Raw genomic sequence first — 17200 nt, forward strand, 5'->3', positions numbered from 1 at the left:
GCATGGCCAACAAAACCACTGCTGAAAAACTTGCCACCATCCAGCAGGGGTACGCCCTGCAAGGTGCCACCATCGAGCTGGGTGCGGCGATCGTGGATGGTGAAATCCACAAAGAGGCCCAGGTCCGGCTCCCGCTCGCCATGATGAACCGCCACGGCCTCGTGGCGGGCGCCACCGGTACCGGCAAGACGGTCACGTTGCACATGATCGCCGAACAGCTCTCGACGGCGGGTGTTCCGGTTTTCCTCGCGGACATCAAGGGTGATCTTTCCGGACTGGCAACGGCGGCAACCGGCAGTGAAAAGTTGACCGCACGCACTGAGGCCCTGGGCCAGCAGTGGCAGGGAAAGAACTTCCCCGTTGAATTCCTGAGCCTGGGCGGGGACGGCAACGGAATCCCGATCCGCGCCACCATCACCTCGTTCGGGCCCATCCTGCTCTCGCGCATCATGGACCTCAACGACACTCAAGAGTCCAGCCTTCAACTGATCTTCCACTTTGCGGACAAGAACAACTTGGAACTGATCGACCTCAAAGACCTCCGTGCCGTCATCCAGTTCCTTACTTCGGACGAGGGCAAGGAACAGCTGGAAGATCTTGGCGGACTCTCCAAAGCCACTGCCGGAGTCATCCTGCGGGAGCTGGTGACGCTCGAGGCGCAGGGCATGGAAAGGTTCTTCGGCGAACCGGAGTTCGATACCGCAGAGCTCCTCCGCACGGCGCCCGATGGCCGGGGCGTGGTCAGCTGCCTTGAGCTGCCCACTTTGCAGACCAAGCCCCTGCTGTTCTCCACGTTCCTCATGTGGCTCCTGGCCGACCTGTTCGAGGACCTCCCCGAAGCCGGCGACCTCGACAAGCCCAAGCTGGTGTTCTTCCTGGACGAGGCACACCTGCTCTTCAGCGGCGCCTCCAAGGCCTTCCTCGAGGCCATCACCACCACGGTCCGGCTCATCCGTTCCAAGGGCGTCGGCATCTTTTTCGTCACCCAGACACCCAAAGACGTCCCCGCCGATGTCCTGGGCCAGCTCGCCAACCGGGTGCAACATGCCCTTCGCGCGTTCACACCGGAGGATGCCAAGGCACTCAAGGCCACTGTCTCCACGTTTCCCGTCAGCGACTACGACCTCGAAGAGACGCTCACCTCCGCCGGCATTGGTGAGGCCGTCATCACCGTGATGAACGAAAAAGGCGCGCCCACACCCGTTGCCCTCACCCGGCTTCGTGCGCCCGAATCCGTGATGGGTCCCAGCGCCGACGACCTCATCCGCAGCACGGTTGCCTCGTCCTCTCTCTTGGTCAAGTACGGTACGGCCCTGGACAACATCTCCGCCTACGAGAAGCTCACCAGCAACGCCGTACCCTCCACGGGCGACGCCGCACCGGGGTTGCCGCCGGTTCCGGGCAGCTCGTCCGGTCCCGGCGCTTCCGGGGGCTCGCCCTACGACATCGACGCCGAAGCTCGCCGCATCGAGGAGGAGATCCTCGGCCGCCCGAGCTCCCGCCCTGCCCCTGCGCCTGCCCCGCCTTCACAGGCGCCGGCACCAGCGCCCCAGCAGGACAGCGGCATGCTGGGCGACCTCGCCGGCGTCCTTGGCGGGGCGTTGGGCGGTGGCCTCAAGAGCATGGCCAGGTCGATCGGCACCCAGCTTGGCCGCGACCTCATGCGCGGCGTTTTCGGTACCTCCACGCGGCGCCGCCGCTAGTCCTTATTTGCTGCCGGAAGCATGACGCTTGGCCGCCGAAAGCACGGCGCTTTAGCTGCCGGAAGCACGACGCCGGGTGGCCGCAGCGCGTGCTGCCACCCGCCGTCGGGCCTTCTCCAAACGGTGGATATAAGTCGCTCCGAGGCATTCCTGCACGGCGATGTCTGCCGCGGCAGGTAACGTAAAGGGCGTGCAGTTGAGTCAAGCGATAGTCAGGACCGCAGCCGGATGGCTGCTCGGTCTGATGCTTGCTGCCGCCGGAGCCATCGTCTGCATCAACCTGGTGAGCTCCTCAGTGGCCAGTCCGCAACAGCCTGTCCGGGAGTATTTAGACGCCTTGCAGAAGGGCGAAGGTGAGCAAGCCCTGGGTCTGTTGCGGGCAAAAGTGCCCAGCGCAAATGCCGCCATGCTCGACGGCACGGCCCTGCAAACGGCGGCCTCAAAGCTTTCGGACATCAAACTCGGAAATGCTGAGTCCAGGGGCACCGACCGTGTTGCCGTGCCCGTGGACTACACCTTGGACGGTAACCGGCTCCACACCGAATTCCTGATGGAGCGCACCGGAACCCAGTGGTTGTTCTTCGGCAAATGGGCGTTTGTTCCCATCACGTTGCCCACCATTGAAGTCACGGTGGTCAACTCCAGCGAGGCAGCGCTAAACGGCGTCCCCGTGAACATGCCCAACGGCCGCAACACCTTTGCCGTGTTCTACCCCGGCAAATACGAAGCCAGCCTCAATGGCACCTACTTCGAGGCTCCCGCAGCCTCTGCCCTCGTTTCAAGCCGCGACGGCGGCCAGGCACCCCTGAACCTGCAGACCCGGTCAACCAAAGCCATGAACGAAGCCGTCGCAGCTAAAGTGCGGGAGTTCCTGGACACCTGTGCCGCCCAAGCCACAGAGCAACAGCGCCTCCAACCTGATTGCCCGTTCTACCACGCCAGCAACGCGCGCGTCGTGGACGGAACCATCAAGTGGGAAATTACCGAGTACCCCAAGATCACCATCGAACCCTTCGGTGGCAAGTGGGTCGTAGCCCCGCTCAACGGCAAGGCAAGGGTGTCCGCCCGCGAGGTCAACTTGTTCACGGGCCTGGTCAACGACCTCAACGTGGAGCACGATTTCAGCTTCACCACCCAGCTGGACACGGACAACAACACCGTGACAGTCACCCCGATGCTGACTTTCTAGGCCGCGTCGCGCTGGCCCACCTTTCATCACCTGAGGCGCGCAGTCTAAGCTTGGGCCCGCACGGAGCGGCCCAAAACTGGGCTGGTTACACCAAGCGGCCCCGGCGAAGGACCTCACGAACGTGCCACAGCATCGCATCCGGCGTGTGGACCACATCGTCGTAGAAGAACCTCAGCACCAACAAGCCCTGCCGGATCGCCTCGTTGTCCCTCCGACGATCCTTCTTGAACTGACGCGGATTCAGATGGAACGCCAGCCCGTCGATTTCGATGATCAGGAAGCCCTCAAGGAGGAAGTCCACAGTTCCTATGCCGTCGATCCAGACCTGGGTCTCTGTCCGGATCCCCACATCCCTGAACAGGACACGCGCCAAGGTTTCGATCAAGGAACCCGCCCCACGATCAACTTTGGCAAGGACTTCACGGGCCCGCCCACACCGGTTGCCCACCAGGTGTCGCCGCAGGTATTCCGCTGTGATGTCGCCGCGGATGAAGGCACTTTCGACCATCACAAGTGATTCCAACGCGGGCAGGCAAAGCAGCGCGTGCAATAGGACATCCGGCAGTGCAACGAACGGTTCGTGCCGAGGCTGGGACAGAGGCAGGCGGTGGCTGACGCATCCGATCGCTCGCCGACCGTTGCTTTGCCAATAGTGGGGCTCGGTTGGTTGGTGAAGCAGCCATAGGCCATAACGGCCTGCAGCAGACGCGCACGTCAGTAGCGATCTCGCTTTGATTGCCGCAACAAACTCCGGATCCGCACCAGGACGACCCAGCACTCCCCGCTCTATGCGCTCGATACAGCCTGCCCGCAGCGCCGCCCGAATCGCGGACTCACTGACGCCGCGTGCCTGCACCTGCCTGTTCAAGGCGACGCCGCCCAGCTGTCGCAGTACCAGTTCTGCCTCCATCCACACAGCCTCCCGCCAAGGCTGGGAATGCCGGCAGTCCCAAACCGGCGTATGTGGAGAAGTCGGCGCAGCAGACTGGCCCAGTTCCGGAGAGGCTGGGGGCATGAAGAAGGCCCGGGTCCTCCCTCTCAAGGGTCAAACCCGGGCCAGTTCGCCAGGCCTAGTCCATGCCGCGCAGATCGAGCACCAGCTCGGATTCACCGTCGGCCTGGAGGATCACTGGAATGCCCCAGTCCTGCTGGTACAGGTGGCAGGCTGCGTGGTCCGGAATTTCACCGTCTGTGGTCTCGGGTCCATCACATGCCGCCGCGCGGGCAGTGATGTGAAGGATGCCCTCGGGAACATCGGCAGACAACTCAAGAGTGCGTAACAGTCCCACAGACGTTCCGCCTCCGGAGAGCAGCAGTTCCGGCGGAGTGGAGGAGATCTTCAGCTGCGTGGGGTCACCCCAACGGTCATCCAGCTTCTGGCCGGTAGGAGCCTTGAAACGCACTGCGAGCTCCAGGTTCCCCGGCGTGACCGGACTCTTGGGCCGATGCGTCTGCGACGCGCCCTCATCCACCTGCTGGGCTTCCTTGGGGATCGGCACCAGGACAAGCTGGTGCTTGTTCGACTCCACCACGATCAGCAGCGGATCGCTGCCTTCCACCTGGACCACGACGACGTCACTGGGCTCAGCGAGGCCCCTCGCCAAGGTGGACACAGACTTAGTAGCGGGGTCGTACCGGCGAACGGCACCGTTGTAGGTGTCCGCGATGGCCACTGAATTATCTGGCAGTACGGTGACGCCCAAGGGGTGCTGCAAGCGGGCATCGCTCGCATCGCCGTCACGGAACCCGAAATCGAACAGGCCCTTGCCCACGGCGGTTTCCACGGTCACACCGGTATCGCTGACAATCAGGCGACGCAAGGACGACGTTTCCGAGTCAGCCACCCAGATGTTGCCTTCGCCGTCGATGGCCAGGCCGGACGACTGGGCAAACCAGGCTTCCTCGGCCTTGCCATCAAGCAGGCCCTCAAGCCCGGAGCCGGCGAGGATGGAGACCTCGTTGGCCAGGGGGTCGAAGGCGAAGATCTGGTGGGTTCCTGCCATGGCGATGACAACGCGCTGCAGCTTTTCGCTCCAGACCACGTCCCATGGCGAGGACAAGGAAACCCCGGTACCAAGGCCAAGCACCCCAACATCGATGGCGTCGGCCGCAAAGTCGGCAGGACCGCCGTCGTGGTGTTCAGACCATGTACCGGCGCCGGCATCCGTCACGCGGGCCGGACCGGCGTCGAGCAGTCGCTGCACGCCATTTCCGGCGAGCGTCTGCACGTAACCCGAGCTCAGCGTGACTCCACGCAGGCGGTGGTTGACGGTGTCGGCGACTACGGCGTCGTAGCCCAGCTTCCAAGCGAGCTCCGACGGCAGCAGAGTCACGCCCTGCGGTTCGTTGAACTGCGCGATCTCCGCTTGCCCGTCCAAGTACCCCTTCGTACCGGAGCCGATGACGCGCTCCACGGTCTTCAAATCGGGGCGGAGTTCCACCAGGCGGTGGTGGCCGGAGTCCACCACGAGGTAATTGCCGTTGGCGAGCTGCGTCGCTTTTCCGGGGAAGCGCAAAGTGCCCGACGTCGGCACCGGAGCAACGTAGGGACCGTTGCCGCGGTGAAGGGTTCCCTTGGCTTCATGCTCGGCAACAAGTTCCTCGAGCAGCACGGCGAGGCCATCTGCGTGACCCTCACCGGAAAGGTGGGCAACGATGTAGCCCTCGGGATCCACAACCACCAAGGTGGGCCATGCGCGGGCCGTGTAGGCCTTCCACGTGGCCAGCTCAGGGTCGTCCAGAACCGGGTGATGGATCTCGTAGCGTTCAACGGCAGAGGCCAGAGCGACGGGATCCGCCTCATGCTCGAACTTGGGCGAATGCACGCCGACCGTCACCAGGACGTCCGAGTACTTTTCCTCCAGTGGGCGCAGCTCGTCCAGCACGTGCAGGCAGTTGATGCAGCAGAAGGTCCAGAAATCGAGCAGCACGATCTTTCCGCGCAAGGACTCGAGATCCAGGGATTTGCCGCCCGTGTTGAGCCAGCCGCGGCCCTCCAGTTCGGAGGCCCGGACCCGGTGTTGGGTACGTACGGTTTCGCTCATCAGCGTCCTTCCAGCTTGGTGTTTCGTTCGGTCTGCCCGGTGGTGCTGTCCGGTTGGACTTCGCGGTCCGGCTCCGGCGCGCTGTCCTTTGCGGAGTGTTCGGCCGGAGCCGTCCGGGTGGCTTGGGCTGTCCTGCCGGCCATCTTGGCATCGCGGTCGGCGAGCCGGGCAAACATATCGTTATAAGCACTGAGGTCGGCGTCGTTATTCCTGTCGGCCGCCCGATCCACCCGGCGGGTCTCCCGTTCGTCCGAGCGCGACCACATGACGGCCACGCCGATTGCCACCAGCAAGGTGGGCACTTCGCCAATGCCCCAGGCCACGGCACCGCCCATTTGCTGGTCTGCTATGGCCGATGCACCCCAGGTCCGGCCCAGGTTTCCGAAGTAGTCGGCGGCCAGCAGTCCGGTACCGCCCATGATGGCCACTCCAAAGAACGCGTGGAACCCCATGGTTGCAAGCAGCAACAGCAGGCGCATTGGGTACGGGGCCCGGCGCGGGAGAGGATCGCTGCCGATCATGCTCAGTACAAAAATGTAACCCGTCAGCAGGAAGTGCAGGTTCATGAGTTCGTGGCCGACGTGTTCCCGCATCGCAAGGCCGAAAAGGTCCGAGTAGTAGAACAGCACGATGGATCCGGCGAAGTTCGCAGCGGCGAAGAGCGGGTGCGTGACCACCTGGGAGAACTTGGAATGCACGAACAGCAGCAACCACTCCCGAAGGCCGCGCGAACCGTGAGCACCTTCACCCCGGGAAGGGAGTGCCCGCAGCGCAAGGGTCACCGGTGAACCAAGCACTAGGAAGATCGGTGCCACCATGGTCAAGGCCATGTGATCCACCATATGGGCAGAGAACAGCACCCTGCCATAGACGGCTGGTGGACCCGACGTGATGTATGTGAGAATCACAAGCCCGATAATCCAGTTCACTGTTTTGAACCAGGACCAGGTGTCACCGCGCTTGCGGACCTTGATGATCCCCAGGATGTAGGAGGCAGCGCCGAATAGCGCTACTCCGACCCACAGCCAGTCAGGACGCCATTCGGTAAGCCATCGCTCCGGCGTAAGTTCAGGAGGAAGCTCATAGCCGGACAGGATAAAGGCCGGCGAGGCGTCCGGCGCGTAGGTAGTGGGCTGCGGCGGGGCCGAGCGTCCCAGCGCAACGGCGAGGCCCGACGTCGCGCCCATCACCAGCAGCTCAACCAAAACCAGCTGCCACAGCACCCGGCGGGCAGACATCGATCCGCTCTTGCCGAGCTGCGGAATGACCCACTGGCGGTGCATAAAGCCGATGCCGCCCAGCACCAGCGTGGCAAGCGCTTTGGCAACGATGAGTTGGCCGTAGGGGGAGCCGAAAAGATCAGCGGGGTTGGTCACCCTGATGGCGGCGTTGATCACGCCGGAGGCGAATACCAAGACGAATGCGAAGCCTGCCAGGGCCGAGAATCGTCGAAGGGTCGGCTCGATGATATCGCCCGTTCCAGAAGTTCGGGAACCAGTGAGTAAGCCCGAAAGGACCGCGAGCATAATGATGCCGCCCACCCACGTGGAGACGCCCACCAAGTGCAGGCCCAAGGAGTTGATGGCACCTTCATGGTCGCTGGAGCTGGAGGAGTGACCGATCAGCGCAGTGGGAACAAGGCCGATCAGGGCCAGCAGGAGCGTGAACGCGAGCCCGGTCAACGAACGGACGCCGAACAGCGCTGTGGTGACCACCGCGGCAACTATGGTGATGGACAGCCAGGCCTTACCCGTCTCAATGTCCGTCATGAAGTACACCAGTGAGCGGGTGAATTCAGCGTCGCCGGAAAGTCCCTGACCCGCTACATCCGCGTAGGTCAGTACCAGGACCGCTACTGCGGACAGCGTCCATACGGCGCCTGCCGCGGCGGCAACGGCAAGGGCGCGTGCGAAAGCTGGATGCTCCGGCTCCTCAAGATCCTTCTCACGGGATCGCGATACCTTGAGGTTCTTGGGCAGGATTCCGACTGCGAAGACCAAGCCACCAATAACCGTGGCCACGGAAACGTTGTGGACAGCTTTCGCGAAGGGCAAGCCCCACCGGACCAACACCCCTGGGTCCGAGACCTGGCGGGCAGCTGACGCCCCGGAGAAGATGAGGGCCGCGGCCAATGTCAGGAAGAGCACCGCCAGACCCGCAAGCTGCCACGGGAGGGAAATACCCGCGACGGCATTGCCTCCCCGCGCTCCCGGCTTGGGAACAGGCGATGGGGCAGTTGCGGAGCTTCTTGCTGATGGCACCTATCCATTGTCCGTTACCTGTGGCCGGGCTGCGAATCGGGAAGCATTTGGGGAGGAGAAGTGGGCATGGGCACCCCAAACAGCAAAAGGGGGCGGCAACCAGTTGGTTGCCGCCCCCTTTCAGGCGTTCGCCGAAGAGAACTACTTCTTCTTGGCGACAGCAGCCTTCAGCTTGGAGCCTGCGGTCAGCTTAACGCTGTGGCCGGCGGCGATCTGGATGGTTTCGCCCGTCTGCGGGTTGCGGCCGGTGCGTGCTGCGCGGTCAGTGCGCTCAACTGCGAGCCAGCCCGGGATGGTGATCTTCTCGCCAGCGGCAACAGAAGTCTCGAAAACTTCGAACAGTGCATCGAGCACGGAGTTGACGGCTGCCTGGCTGGTGCCAGCCTTGCCTGCTACCTCTGCAACGAGTTCACTACGGTTCTTAGCCATTTACGTCCTCCTGGACTAATACGTTTTTTGAGCTTTCAAGCGGAACGCGAGCAAGCCACTGCTCGAAAACTTACCAGCTTGCACCGGCATGGCCAGCAAATTCCGCGTGTTTCCGCGCTTTTTTGACCAAAATCACCGGTTTTTCAAGGTTTTTGGGGGTCGGGACCGCCAATGGCGTACCCTACGGCGCCGAACAGCCCACCAGTCACAGGTAGAAATTCACGACGCCAACAGCCACCACGGCTAGCTGCGCGCCGCTAGTCATCGCAGCTTCGGAGCATCCGACAAGTGTGGATCAGAAGAGAATTCGCTGATACAAGACGTGGTCCTGCCACTCGCCTGCGATGTGGAGATACGAGGGTGCCATGCCGATCCGCTTGAAGCCAGACCGCTTGAGAACCGCCTGCGAGGCTACGTTGTCCAGCAAGGCTGCGGCCTGGATACGGTGGAGACCAAGTTCCCCTCCCGCCATGGAGAGAACTGCCTCCACCGAGGAAGTGGCAATGCCCTTGCCGGTGAATGCGTGGTCCACCCAATAGCCAAGGTTGGCGTTCAGGAACGGACCGCGGACTATGCCCGTCAAAGTAATCATGCCTATGACATCCCGATCATGCAGAACTATCCACGGCAGCTCAGTGCCTGCCGCATACTGATCCAGTTTGCTCCGAACGATGGCCTCTTGCCCGGCTCTTGTATAGAACGCGGCGCTGCGCCTTGGCTCCCACGGCGCGAGGTGCTCTGCGTTCCGGCTATACGCGGCTGCTAAGGGCCCCGCATCAGACAAGGACAAAATCCGAAGGTGGACATTCCCGTTCACGGCATTCCCGGACGGGACATCCAAGTCTCGAGTCAGAGTCATCCTGCGACTCTAGCCGTTTTGTTTGGTGGGTTAAATGGGGCAAGCCCCGACCGTCGTGGTCGGGGCTTGCCTGTTAATGTGTGTCCGGCGGTGTCCTACTCTCCCACACCCTCCCGGGTGCAGTACCATCGGCGCTGTGGGTCTTAGCTTCCGGGTTCGGAATGGGACCGGGCGTTTCCCCCACGCTATGACCGCCGTAACCTTGTTACCCGTCCCCCGCCTTTTTTGCCGGTTGGGGGTGGGAAGTTTTGTGGTTACAACATTGTGGTGTTGTTATTTAGTTGTGTTTGTTCCTGTGAGCAACGGTGTTGTTGTTCGGGAACCACATAGTGGACGCGTGCAGTGTTTGTGTGTGGTGTAAGTTGTTGGCCTATTAGTACCGGTCAGCTTCACGAGTCTTTGGTCCTCGCTTCCACATCCGGCCTATCAACCCAGTGGTCTGGCTGGGGGCCTCTCACACAAATTGTGTATGGAAATCTCATCTTGAAGCGAGCTTCCCGCTTAGATGCTTTCAGCGGTTATCCCATCCGAACGTAGCTAATCAGCGGTGCACTTGGCAGTACAACTGACACACCAGAGGTTCGTCCGTCCCGGTCCTCTCGTACTAAGGACAGCCCTTCTCAAATTTCCTGCGCGCGCAGCGGATAGGGACCGAACTGTCTCACGACGTTCTAAACCCAGCTCGCGTACCGCTTTAATGGGCGAACAGCCCAACCCTTGGGACCTACTCCAGCCCCAGGATGCGACGAGCCGACATCGAGGTGCCAAACCATGCCGTCGATATGGACTCTTGGGCAAGATCAGCCTGTTATCCCCGAGGTACCTTTTATCCGTTGAGCGACGGCCATTCCACAATGTACCGCCGGATCACTAGTCCCGACTTTCGTCCCTGCTTGAGATGTCTCTCTCACAGTCAAGCTCCCTTGTGCACTTACACTCGACACCTGATTGCCAACCAGGCTGAGGGAACCTTTGGGCGCCTCCGTTACTTTTTAGGAGGCAACCGCCCCAGTTAAACTACCCATCAGGCACTGTCCCTGACCCGGATCACGGGCCGAAGTTAGATGTCCAAAGTGACCAGAGTGGTATTTCAACGATGACTCCACCCGAACTGGCGTCCGGGTTTCAACGTCTCCCACCTATCCTACACAAGCCACTCCGAACACCAATACCAAACTATAGTAAAGGTCTCGGGGTCTTTCCGTCCTGCTGCGCGTAACGAGCATCTTTACTCGTACTGCAATTTCGCCGAGTTTATGGTTGAGACAGCGGGGAAGTCGTTACTCCATTCGTGCAGGTCGGAACTTACCCGACAAGGAATTTCGCTACCTTAGGATGGTTATAGTTACCACCGCCGTTTACTGGGGCTTAAATTCTCAGCTTCGCCACACAAGGTGGCTAACCGGTCCTCTTAACCTTCCAGCACCGGGCAGGAGTCAGTCCGTATACATCGTCTTGCGACTTCGCACGGACCTGTGTTTTTAGTAAACAGTCGCTTCCCCCTGGTCTCTGCGGCCCACACCCGCTCCACAGAGCAAGTCTGTATCACGGGGCAGGCCCCCCTTCTCCCGAAGTTACGGGGGCATTTTGCCGAGTTCCTTAACCATAATTCTCTCGATCGCCTTGGTATTCTCTACCTGATCACCTGTGTCGGTTTGGGGTACGGGCGGCTAAAACCTCGCGTCGATGCTTTTCTTGGCAGCATAGGATCACCGGATCCCCCCTTACGGGAGTCCCATCAGATCTCAGGATCGTGCTCGAAACACACAGGAACGGATTTGCCTATCCCTGACCCTACATCCTTGGACCGGGGCAACCATCGCCCGGCCCGGCTACCTTCCTGCGTCACACCTGTTAATACGCTTACCTCCCGGGATCAGGTCCCGCGCTCGGCCAAAACCCACACACCACAAGGGTGATAGGGCAGGCTCCGGGCGGTTAGTATCCCCCGCTTGGCATGGGCGGTTTTTCGCCGGTACGGGAATATCAACCCGTTGTCCATCGACTACGCCTGTCGGCCTCGCCTTAGGTCCCGACTTACCCAGGGCAGATTAGCTTGACCCTGGAACCCTTGATCATTCGGCGGACGGGTTTCTCACCCGTCTTTCGCTACTCATGCCTGCATTCTCACTCGTGTAGGCTCCACCGCTGGTTTCCACCGCGACTTCACTGCCCACACGACGCTCCCCTACCACTCCACACCCCTGAACCACGAAGGCTAGGGCAATGTGTGAAATCCACAACTTCGGCGGTGTACTTGAGCCCCGCTACATTGTCGGCGCGGAATCACTTGACCAGTGAGCTATTACGCACTCTTTCAAGGATGGCTGCTTCTAAGCCAACCTCCTGGTTGTCTTCGCAACTCCACATCCTTTCCCACTTAGCACACGCTTAGGGGCCTTAGTTGGTGGTCTGGGCTGTTTCCCTCTCGACTATGAAGCTTATCCCCCACAGTCTCACTGCTGCGCTCTCACTTACCGGCATTCGGAGTTTGGCTGACGTCAGTAACCTTGTAGGGCCCATCGGCCATCCAGTAGCTCTACCTCCGGCAAGAAACACGCAACGCTGCACCTAAATGCATTTCGGGGAGAACCAGCTATCACGGAGTTTGATTGGCCTTTCACCCCTACCCACAGCTCATCCCCTCCATTTTCAACTGAAGTGGGTTCGGTCCTCCACGACGTCTTACCGTCGCTTCAACCTGGCCATGGGTAGATCACTCCGCTTCGGGTCTAGATCACGCCACTACACTCGCCCTGTTCAGACTCGCTTTCGCTACGGCTACCCCACACGGGTTAACCTCGCGACGTAACACTAACTCGCAGGCTCATTCTTCAAAAGGCACGCCGTCACCAGAATCAGACTGGCTCCGACGGATTGTAAGCACACGGTTTCAGGTACTGTTTCACTCCCCTCCCGGGGTACTTTTCACCTTTCCCTCACGGTACTGGTCCGCTATCGGTCATTAGGAAGTATTTAGGCTTATCAGGTGGTCCTGACAGATTCGCACGGGATTTCTCGGGCCCCGTGCTACTTGGGATCCTCTCCAGGCGGTACACAACATTACGGTTACGGGGCTCACACCCTCTCTGGCCGGCCTTTCAAGACCGTTCACCTATGCCTGCACTACACACCCCACCAGTCCGGCAGAACCAGTACGGAAAGTCCCACAACCCCGCCCATGCAACGCCCGCCGGCTATCACACATGGAAACGGTTTAGCCTGATCCGCGTTCGCTCGCCACTACTAACGGAATCACTCTTGTTTTCTCTTCCTGCGGGTACTGAGATGTTTCACTTCCCCGCGTTCCCCCCACGCACCCTATGTGTTCAGATGCGGGTCACACAATCACCTTGCAGCGTTGTGCGGGGTTTCCCCATTCGGACATCCTGGGATCAACGCTCGGTTATCAACTCCCCCAGGCTTATCGCAGATTCCTACGTCCTTCTTCGGCTCCTAATGCCAAGGCATCCACCGTGTGCCCTTAAAAACTTGACCACACAAGATCAATAAACTTACTCGAGAGAACCATGCGCCACTTGGGCCCAAGGTTCATTCATAAGAAATTGCTGTAAGAACACACACACGTGTGTGTTCTAGATGCTCGCGTCCACTATGTAGTTCTCAAACAACAACCCCATCAACCAGACCCCCGGACACCACAACCCACAACGGGGCTGATAACAGTGACCGGCAATACCGGAAGCAGGAACAAGAAGAAACACCAGAACTGTGCCCCCCTGCATTGCTGCAAAAAGGTCCTGTTGCCTCAGGACCCAACAGTGCGCCAAACACAACCCACACAATCCACGCCCCGGCACGTTCCTGACAACACCCCACCACCACAAAAGCAGAAAAGGCGTTGCCGTACTGGCACCAGGACACAACCGGTAAAGGCCATGCCAAAAAACTTTGATTCGTTGATATTCCACCCATGAGCACCCACCGCAGAACAGACGCCTGCGCAATGGGCAACACTGACAACCACCACGCACCCGCATACACGGACACCAGCAGTTGTTAGCAGCTCCTTAGAAAGGAGGTGATCCAGCCGCACCTTCCGGTACGGCTACCTTGTTACGACTTAGTCCCAATCGCCGGTCCCACCTTCGACGGCTCCCCCCACAAGGGTTAGGCCACCGGCTTCGGGTGTTACCAACTTTCGTGACTTGACGGGCGGTGTGTACAAGGCCCGGGAACGTATTCACCGCAGCGTTGCTGATCTGCGATTACTAGCGACTCCGACTTCATGGGGTCGAGTTGCAGACCCCAATCCGAACTGAGACCGGCTTTTTGGGATTAGCTCCACCTCACAGTATCGCAACCCTTTGTACCGGCCATTGTAGCATGCGTGAAGCCCAAGACATAAGGGGCATGATGATTTGACGTCGTCCCCACCTTCCTCCGAGTTGACCCCGGCAGTCTCCTATGAGTCCCCGGCCGAACCGCTGGCAACATAGAACGAGGGTTGCGCTCGTTGCGGGACTTAACCCAACATCTCACGACACGAGCTGACGACAACCATGCACCACCTGTAAACCGACCGCAAGCGGGGCACCTGTTTCCAGGTCTTTCCGGTTCATGTCAAGCCTTGGTAAGGTTCTTCGCGTTGCATCGAATTAATCCGCATGCTCCGCCGCTTGTGCGGGCCCCCGTCAATTCCTTTGAGTTTTAGCCTTGCGGCCGTACTCCCCAGGCGGGGCACTTAATGCGTTAGCTACGGCGCGGAAAACGTGGAATGTCCCCCACACCTAGTGCCCAACGTTTACGGCATGGACTACCAGGGTATCTAATCCTGTTCGCTCCCCATGCTTTCGCTCCTCAGCGTCAGTTACAGCCCAGAGACCTGCCTTCGCCATCGGTGTTCCTCCTGATATCTGCGCATTTCACCGCTACACCAGGAATTCCAGTCTCCCCTACTGCACTCTAGTCTGCCCGTACCCACTGCAGAACCGGAGTTGAGCCCCGGTCTTTCACAGCAGACGCGACAAACCGCCTACGAGCTCTTTACGCCCAATAATTCCGGATAACGCTTGCGCCCTACGTATTACCGCGGCTGCTGGCACGTAGTTAGCCGGCGCTTCTTCTGCAGGTACCGTCACTTTCGCTTCTTCCCTACTGAAAGAGGTTTACAACCCGAAGGCCGTCATCCCTCACGCGGCGTCGCTGCATCAGGCTTTCGCCCATTGTGCAATATTCCCCACTGCTGCCTCCCGTAGGAGTCTGGGCCGTGTCTCAGTCCCAGTGTGGCCGGTCACCCTCTCAGGCCGGCTACCCGTCGTCGCCTTGGTAGGCCATTACCCCACCAACAAGCTGATAGGCCGCGAGTCCATCCAAAACCACAAAAGCTTTCCACCCCCCACCATGCGATGAGGAGTCATATCCGGTATTAGACCCAGTTTCCCAGGCTTATCCCAGAGTCAAGGGCAGGTTACTCACGTGTTACTCACCCGTTCGCCACTAATCCCCAGTGCAAGCACCAGTTCATCGTTCGACTTGCATGTGTTAAGCACGCCGCCAGCGTTCATCCTGAGCCAGGATCAAACTCTCCGTTGAAAACAAAAAATCAAACAGACACAACCACACCCACCGGAAATAACGACGGACCATGGCTGCACAAAATTCGAAACCAGCTGAAAACCAGACCACCACACACGGGGGTGCGCAGCAATCCGGCCATAATTTCAACCAATCAATAAAACAATCGGCATCAACAAACTTGGCACACTATTGAGTTCTCAAACAACAGACCCCCCAAAACATCACCCCGCACAGCGCACCACAAAAGCAGCGCACCCAACAAGGCCATTGGAAAAGAAGAGTTATTTTTGGCCGCCTACCGAACCGTACACACCTTCCGGCTTTCCGTTTCGCACCCGGCGACTCAGAAAACAATACACGCCCCACAACCCCAACGCAAATCCACCCCAACAACCACCAAACACACCCCCCAAACCCCGCCAAACCGCCGTCGGGCATTCCTTTCGGACTCGTCAATGAGCCATTGCCCCTGTCTCTTCACGCAAGAAAGTCAGGCATCCCGAACTGTCGATGCAGGCCATCGTCAAGGAATCGCATGATCGACGCGATCTTGTCTCCAACCTGGGTTGGCTCAATCACCAGGAGCCCCCGGGCCCGGCCTTGCAGATAGCAGACGAACGCAGGCCTGCCACCGGCAGTGACAGCGGTCAGCGCGTAGTTGCCGCCAGGGCGCCCAGCCGCACTGGCACGAAGGAAACTCCCGACGGCGTGCCGGCCCACGTAAAGTTCGCTGGCCGGAGGCATGGCAAGCCAGCATTGATCGGTGAGGAGCTCAAGGACGGCCTCGACGTCGTCCCGCGAGAAGGCATCCGCAAACTTTCGGGCCAAATCATGGTGGTCTGCTCCGGTCGTGAGTGACCCTGCAGCGGATCTGGCGGAGCGGGCACGCTGAAGAAGACCCTTCGCCGCCGTCGCGCCTACCGCGACCATCTCCGCAGCTTCGGCAACGGTGAAATCCAGCACATCGCAGAGGATCAACACCGCAGCCTGGCGCGGCGGCATCCGTTGAAGCGCAACCACAAATGCGAGCTCAACGCTTTCGCGGGCAACCGCCTGCGCAGCAGGATCAAGCTCGTCGACCAATAGATCGGGGTAGGGCTGCACATGCGGTAGGTCGAATCGGTCGTTCGGTGTCGGAGGCTCGAAGGGAGGTGCAGGGGCGGGACGAGGACGGCGACCTTGGTCTCTTAGCGCGTTGAGCGAACGAGTAGTGGCAATCCGATAGAGCCAAGTCCGCAAGGACGATCGACCGGCAAATCCAGGCAACCCTTTCCAGGCGGCAAGCAACACCTCCTGCAGTACATCATCTGCATCATCAACAGACCCTGTGATCCTGTAGCAGTGCAGATGAAGTTCCCGGCGAAAGGGCGCAACGAGAGACGCGAAGGCCTCTTCATCGCCGGCCCGGGCGGCCTCCAACTCCGCTGACGTCACGGTTCAATCTTGGCCCGTACACACTTGGGCGTTCCGATCTGCTGAGCCGTGGTGTCTATACAAACGTAACCCTCTAAGAAAGGAACCAGACCATGTCTGAAAAACAGGCCAGGGCCGTCGAGATCGCGGTGGCCTACCATCGGGCTTGGACAACCGGCAACCTGGACTTGGCGGCCAAGCACTTAGCCGAGGATGTCACCTGCCATGCGCCGTCCGGCACCATAAACGGCAGGGGCGCTGTCCGGGCATTCATGGAGCCCTTTGCTGCTTCACTCACAAACTCCAAGCTTCTTGCGGTTTACGGCACCGACGACGAAGCACTGCTCATGTACGACACAGCCAATCTGGCAGTTCCGAGCGCTCCGGGCGCAGAGCTGTATCGCATACAGAACGATGAGATCGCCGAGATCAATATCATCTTCGATCGGCTGCCTTTCGCTTTGGCGCGTGGCGACGTCGTTGGAGTGTGATGGCGATGACTCCTCCCGATGCCAGCGGGAAGGAGGTGTTAAATGGGGCAAGCCCCGGCCGTGAGGGTCGGGGCTTGCCTGGTTTAAATGTGGGAGACCCCCCGACCTGGTGTGGGTTGGGGGGTCTCGACCTAATGTGTGTCCGGCGGTGTCCTACTCTCCCACACCCTCCCGGGTGCAGTACCATCGGCGCTGTGGGTCTTAGCTTCCGGGTTCGGAATGGGACCGGGCGTTTCCCCCACGCTATGACCGCCGTAACCTTGTTACCCG

The 17200-nt window shown here is 60.1% G+C and carries 9 protein-coding genes and 4 rRNA genes; 3 read left to right on the top strand and 10 right to left on the bottom strand.

Going from position 1 to position 17200, the window contains the following annotated elements; all coding sequences use genetic code 11:
• Positions 1-2: 2 nt before the first annotated feature.
• Positions 3-1703, top strand: coding sequence for a helicase HerA-like domain-containing protein (locus LDN75_RS21840; protein WP_223934770.1), 1701 nt, complete (start codon positions 3-5; stop codon positions 1701-1703).
• Positions 1704-1863: 160 nt separating this feature from the next.
• Positions 1864-2892, top strand: a complete 1029-nt coding sequence (locus LDN75_RS21845) for a hypothetical protein (protein ID WP_223934771.1) — start codon at positions 1864-1866, stop codon at positions 2890-2892.
• Between the two features lie 85 nt (positions 2893-2977).
• Here LDN75_RS21845 and LDN75_RS21850 read toward each other — a convergent pair whose 3' ends face one another.
• The 9 genes from LDN75_RS21850 to LDN75_RS21890 all read right to left on the bottom strand — a co-directional run bounded on the left by LDN75_RS21850 (position 2978) and on the right by LDN75_RS21890 (position 16460).
• Positions 2978-3802: a DUF559 domain-containing protein gene (locus LDN75_RS21850; protein WP_223934772.1), complete on the bottom strand. Its 825-nt coding sequence runs from the start codon at positions 3800-3802 to the stop codon at positions 2978-2980.
• A 160-nt stretch (positions 3803-3962) separates the two neighbouring features.
• Positions 3963-5936: an NHL domain-containing thioredoxin family protein gene (locus LDN75_RS21855; protein WP_223934773.1), complete on the bottom strand. Its 1974-nt coding sequence runs from the start codon at positions 5934-5936 to the stop codon at positions 3963-3965.
• On the bottom strand, positions 5936-8116 hold the full coding sequence (locus tag LDN75_RS21860) for a cytochrome c oxidase assembly protein (protein WP_223937664.1): 2181 nt from the start codon (positions 8114-8116) through the stop codon (positions 5936-5938). The genes LDN75_RS21855 and LDN75_RS21860 overlap by 1 nt, the downstream gene beginning before the upstream one ends.
• Before the next feature lie 222 nt (positions 8117-8338).
• Positions 8339-8626 carry an HU family DNA-binding protein gene (locus LDN75_RS21865; protein WP_011776355.1) on the bottom strand — a complete coding sequence of 96 codons (288 nt, stop codon included), beginning with the start codon at positions 8624-8626 and terminating at the stop codon, positions 8339-8341.
• 295 nt (positions 8627-8921) lie between these two features.
• On the bottom strand, positions 8922-9485 hold the full coding sequence (locus LDN75_RS21870) for a GNAT family protein (RefSeq protein WP_223934774.1): 564 nt from the start codon (positions 9483-9485) through the stop codon (positions 8922-8924).
• Positions 9486-9567: 82 nt separating this feature from the next.
• Positions 9568-9684, bottom strand: a 5S ribosomal RNA gene (rrf, locus tag LDN75_RS21875).
• Between the two features lie 153 nt (positions 9685-9837).
• Positions 9838-12983 (bottom strand): 23S ribosomal RNA (locus LDN75_RS21880).
• A gap of 537 nt (positions 12984-13520) precedes the next feature.
• Positions 13521-15041, bottom strand: a 16S ribosomal RNA gene (locus tag LDN75_RS21885).
• The 16S, 23S and 5S rRNA genes sit together here, the layout of an rRNA operon.
• Before the next feature lie 462 nt (positions 15042-15503).
• On the bottom strand, positions 15504-16460 hold the full coding sequence (locus LDN75_RS21890; protein ID WP_223934775.1) for an RNA polymerase subunit sigma-70: 957 nt from the start codon (positions 16458-16460) through the stop codon (positions 15504-15506).
• A 92-nt stretch (positions 16461-16552) separates the two neighbouring features.
• On the opposite strand from LDN75_RS21890, the gene LDN75_RS21895 reads away from it, so the two are divergent.
• A complete protein-coding gene (locus LDN75_RS21895; protein WP_223934776.1) occupies positions 16553-16930 on the top strand; it encodes a nuclear transport factor 2 family protein in 378 nt (125 codons plus the stop codon).
• 140 nt (positions 16931-17070) lie between these two features.
• Here the strand turns inward: LDN75_RS21895 and rrf (LDN75_RS21900) are convergent.
• Positions 17071-17187 (bottom strand): 5S ribosomal RNA (rrf, locus tag LDN75_RS21900).
• Positions 17188-17200 lie beyond the last annotated feature (13 nt).

This window comes from Arthrobacter sp. StoSoilB5 (assembly GCF_019977235.1).
Taxonomy (GTDB): domain Bacteria; phylum Actinomycetota; class Actinomycetes; order Actinomycetales; family Micrococcaceae; genus Arthrobacter.

What these genes read in the sequence shown, in the direction of transcription:
- LDN75_RS21895 (WP_223934776.1), top strand. Translation starts at nt 16,553, where the DNA reads ATGTCTGAAAAACAGGCCAGGGCCGTCGAGATCGCGGTGGCCTACCAT.
- LDN75_RS21850 (WP_223934772.1), bottom strand. Translation starts at nt 3,802, where the DNA reads ATGGAGGCAGAACTGGTACTGCGACAGCTGGGCGGCGTCGCCTTGAAC.
- LDN75_RS21865 (WP_011776355.1), bottom strand. Translation starts at nt 8,626, where the DNA reads ATGGCTAAGAACCGTAGTGAACTCGTTGCAGAGGTAGCAGGCAAGGCT.
- LDN75_RS21845 (WP_223934771.1), top strand. Translation starts at nt 1,864, where the DNA reads ATGTCTGCCGCGGCAGGTAACGTAAAGGGCGTGCAGTTGAGTCAAGCG.
- LDN75_RS21840 (WP_223934770.1), top strand. Translation starts at nt 3, where the DNA reads ATGGCCAACAAAACCACTGCTGAAAAACTTGCCACCATCCAGCAGGGG.
- LDN75_RS21870 (WP_223934774.1), bottom strand. Translation starts at nt 9,485, where the DNA reads ATGACTCTGACTCGAGACTTGGATGTCCCGTCCGGGAATGCCGTGAAC.
- LDN75_RS21855 (WP_223934773.1), bottom strand. Translation starts at nt 5,936, where the DNA reads ATGAGCGAAACCGTACGTACCCAACACCGGGTCCGGGCCTCCGAACTG.